Raw genomic sequence first — 3,673 nt, 5'->3', positions numbered from 1 at the left:
CGGCGGCCCAGACCCTGGCGGTGGCGGGGGCGAACGTGCGGCTCGTCAACCGGTCGCGGGACCGGGCCGAAGCGCTCGCCGCCGACCTGGGTCCGGCGGTGTCGGTCGCGGATGACGCGGACGCGTTCGACGGTGCCGCCCTGGTCGTCAATGCGCTTAGCGTACCGCCGAGCCTGGACCTGAGCCGGCTGGTGGCGGGGACAGTGGTCATGGACATGACCTATCGGCCGGTGGAGACGGCCTTCCTCAAGGCGGGCCGGGCCCGGGGCCTGACGCCGGTGGACGGGCTGGGGATGCTGATCGGCCAGGCGGGACCCTCCTTCCGGGCCATCTTCCGCACCGAGCCGCCGGCGCTGGACCTGCGGCCCCTGCTGCTGGCCGCCATTGGAGACCCGGCTTGATCATCGTCGGCCTGACCGGCTCGATCGGCATGGGCAAGTCGACGACTTCGGCGATGTTCGCCGACGAGGGTGCGGCCGTCTGGAACGCCGACGATGCGGTCCATCGGCTCTATGCGCCGGGCGGTGCAGCGGTCGGGCCGGTGGGCGAGGCCTTCCCCGGCGCGGTCGTGGACGGCACCGTGGACCGGACCCGGCTGGCCGAGGCCCTGGGCCGGGACGATACGGCCTTCAGACGACTGGAACACATCGTCCACCCCCTGGTCGCCGCCGGACGGTTGGAGGATCTGGCGCGGGCTGAGGCCCAGGGTCTCCGGCTGGCGGTGCTCGACATCCCCCTGCTGTTCGAGACCGGCGGCGATGCGGCCATGGACGCCGTGGTCGTGGTCAGCGCCGACCCCGAGATCCAGCGCGAGCGGGTTCTCGCCCGGCCCGGCATGACGCCCGAACGGTTCGCCGCCATCCTGGAGCGCCAGACACCGGACCCCGAGAAGCGCCGCCGCGCCGACTTCGTCATCGACACCGGCCGGGGGCTGGAGGCGGCGCGTGATCAGGTGCGCCGGATCGTGGAAACTGTCCTCAGTCCAGGCTGGTCTTCCCGGCGGCCCGGCCTTTCCTGAGGCGGCGAACAGCCCCATGGTTGGGCCATGGCCCGCGAAATCGTCCTCGACACCGAAACCACCGGCTTTGACCCCAAGACCGGCGACCGGCTGATCGAGGTCGGCTGTATCGAGATCCTGGACCTGTTGCCGACCGGGCGGACCTTTCACCGGCTGGTCAATCCCGAGCGCCTGATCCCGCCCGACGCCATCCGGGTCCACGGCATCACCGACGACAAGGTCAAGGACGCGCCGAAATTCGCCGAGATCGTCATCGACCTGATGGACTTCATCGGCGACGCGCCCGTGATCGCCCACAACGCCCAGTTCGACCGCAACTTCATCGATCATGAGTGCGGCCGTTGCGGCCAGGCCCTGCTGCACGAGACCCGCTGGATCGACACCCTGGCCCTGGCCCAGGCCAAGCACCCCGGTCAGCCCAACTCGCTGGACGCCCTGTGCAAGCGCTACAAGATCAGCCTGGCCGACCGGTCGTTCCACGGCGCCCTGATCGACGCGCGCCTGCTGGCCGAGGTCTATCTGGAACTGCGCGGCGGCAAGGAACGGGTGCTGGACCTGACGAGCAGGAAGGGCGCGGAACAGGCCGCCGCTTTCGCCGCCGCCGGCGGTCATGGCCTGCGCCCCCGGCCGCTCGCCCCGCGCTCGACCGAGGCCGAACGCGATCGGCACCTCGCCTTCCTGGCGGCGACCCTGAAGGATCGGTCGCTGTGGGAAGGCTACGGCATCAACTGACGCAGATCAGGCGGCCTGTTTCTTCCGACCCGGCGCGACCATCAGCTTCTTGGTCTCGGCGATGGCCTTGGCGGGGTTCAGGCCCTTGGGGCAGACCTGGGCGCAGTTCATGATGGTGTGGCAGCGATAGAGCTTGAACGGATCCTCGAGGTCGTCGAGCCGCTCCTGGGTCTTGTCGTCGCGGCTGTCGGAGATCCAGCGATAGGACTGCAGCAGGGCCGCCGGGCCGAGGTACTCGGTCTGGTTCCACCAGTAGCTGGGGCAGGAGGTCGAGCAGCAGGCGCACAGGATGCACTCGTAGAGGCCGTCGAGTTTGGCGCGGTCTTCCGGAGACTGCAGACGCTCGGTGGTCGGGTCCGGATCGTCGGACTGGAGGTAGGGTTTGATCGAGTCGTACTGGGCGTAGAACAGGGTCAGGTCCGTCACCAGATCCTTGACCACCGCCTGGTGCGGCAGGGGGCCGATGGCGATGGTCGAGGACGAGCATTCGTCCCAGCCCTTGGTGCAGGCCAGGGTGTTGCGCCCGTCGATGTTCATCGAGCAGGAGCCGCAGATGCCCTCGCGGCACGAGCGCCGGAACGACAGGGTCGGGTCGATCTCGTTCTTGATGTGGATCAGGGCGTCCAGCAGCATCGGCCCGTGGTCGTCGGACGAGACCTCGTATTCGTCCCAGGTCGGGTCGGCGTTCACGTTCGGGTCGTAGCGATAGACCTTGTAGGTCTTGACGTTCTTCGCGCCGGCCGGAGCCGGATAGACCTTGCCCTTGCTGGGCTTGGAACCGCGCGGGAGGGTGAGCTGGACCATCTCAGTAAACCCTCGCCTTGGGCTTGATGTACTCGATGTCGGCCGACATCGTGTAGGTGTGGACGGGACGGTAGTCGATCGTGACCCCCTCTCCGGGTTTGCGCCAGGCCAGGGTGTGCTTCATCCACTGCTCGTCGTGACGGTCGGGAAAGTCCTCGCGGGCGTGGGCCCCGCGGCTTTCCTCGCGGTTCGCGGCGCTCTCGATCGTGACCAAGGCCTGGTCGATCAGGTTGTCGTATTCCAGAGCCTCGACCAGGTCGGTGTTCCAGATCAAGCCGCGATCGGTGGTCTTGATATCGGCCGAGCGGGCGTGGATGTCGCGCAGCTTGGCGACGCCCTCGTTCAGGGTCTCGCCGGTGCGGAAGACGGCGGCGTCCGACTGCATGGCGTGCTGCATCTCGTTGCGCAGCCTGGCCGTGGAATTGGTGCCCGAGGCGTTGCGGAACTTGTCCAGGCGGGCCAGGTGGGATGCGGTGGCTGAGGCCGGGGCGGCAGGAACCGGCGCAGCCTTGTCGACGACCTCACCGGCGCGAAGGCCGGCGGCGCGGCCGAACACGACCAGATCGGTCAGGCTGTTGGAACCCAGACGGTTGGCACCGTGGACCGAGACGCAGGCCGCCTCGCCCACGGCCATCAGGCCGGGCACCACGGTGTCGGCATTGTCACCCACCTTGGTCAGGACCTCGCCGTGATAATTGGTCGGGATGCCGCCCATATTGTAGTGGACCGTCGGGATGACCGGGATCGGCTGCTTGGTCACATCGACGCCGGCGAAGATCTTGGCACTCTCGGAAATGCCGGGCAGACGCTGGTGCAGGATCTTCGGATCCAGGTGATCCAGGTGCAGGAAGATGTGATCCTTCTTGGGACCCACGCCGCGACCCTCACGGATTTCCATGGTCATGGAGCGCGATACGACGTCGCGCGAGGCCAGGTCCTTGGCCGAGGGGGCATAGCGTTCCATGAACCGCTCGCCCTCGGAGTTGGTCAGATAACCGCCCTCGCCGCGCGCGCCCTCGGTGATGAGGCAACCCGAGCCGTAGATGCCGGTCGGGTGGAACTGGACGAACTCCATGTCCTGCAGCGGCAGGCCGGCGCGCAGCACCATGGCATTGCCGT

General features: G+C 68.1%; 4 protein-coding genes and 1 pseudogene. 3 read left to right on the top strand and 2 right to left on the bottom strand.

The genetic code is table 11. The features are described 5' to 3' along the window. The 3 genes and pseudogenes from JHC99_RS17935 to dnaQ form a co-directional block, all read left to right on the top strand. Positions 1-401: pseudogene (locus JHC99_RS17935) on the top strand (shikimate dehydrogenase); the annotation flags it as partial. Then, positions 398-1,018, top strand: coding sequence for a dephospho-CoA kinase (gene coaE / locus JHC99_RS17930; protein ID WP_292156036.1), 621 nt, complete (start codon positions 398-400; stop codon positions 1,016-1,018). The pseudogene JHC99_RS17935 and the gene coaE, both read left to right, overlap by 4 nt. Before the next feature lie 27 nt (positions 1,019-1,045). Then, positions 1,046-1,750, top strand: a complete 705-nt coding sequence (gene dnaQ, locus JHC99_RS17925) for a DNA polymerase III subunit epsilon (protein ID WP_292156035.1) — start codon at positions 1,046-1,048, stop codon at positions 1,748-1,750. Positions 1,751-1,756: 6 nt separating this feature from the next. Here the strand turns inward: dnaQ and JHC99_RS17920 are convergent, their stop codons facing one another. Together JHC99_RS17920 and JHC99_RS17915 are read right to left on the bottom strand one after the other, a co-directional pair. Beyond that, positions 1,757-2,554, bottom strand: a complete 798-nt coding sequence (locus tag JHC99_RS17920; RefSeq protein ID WP_292156034.1) for a succinate dehydrogenase iron-sulfur subunit — start codon at positions 2,552-2,554, stop codon at positions 1,757-1,759. 1 nt (position 2,555) lies between these two features. Continuing rightward, positions 2,556-3,673 (bottom strand): FAD-binding protein (locus JHC99_RS17915; RefSeq protein WP_292156033.1); only part of this gene is annotated, 1,118 nt, incomplete at its 5' end.

It is taken from the genome of Brevundimonas sp., from assembly GCF_016463485.1.
Classification (GTDB): Bacteria; Pseudomonadota; Alphaproteobacteria; order Caulobacterales; family Caulobacteraceae; genus Brevundimonas.
The sequence above is the reverse complement of the archived record's forward strand: the minus strand, read 5'-3'. Positions and strand labels throughout refer to the sequence as shown.

Bases quoted from the DNA above. Each gene is read 5' to 3' on its own strand.
- dnaQ (WP_292156035.1), top strand. From the start codon at position 1,046: ATGGCCCGCGAAATCGTCCTCGACACCGAAACCACCGGCTTTGACCCC.
- JHC99_RS17920 (WP_292156034.1), bottom strand. From the start codon at position 2,554: ATGGTCCAGCTCACCCTCCCGCGCGGTTCCAAGCCCAGCAAGGGCAAG.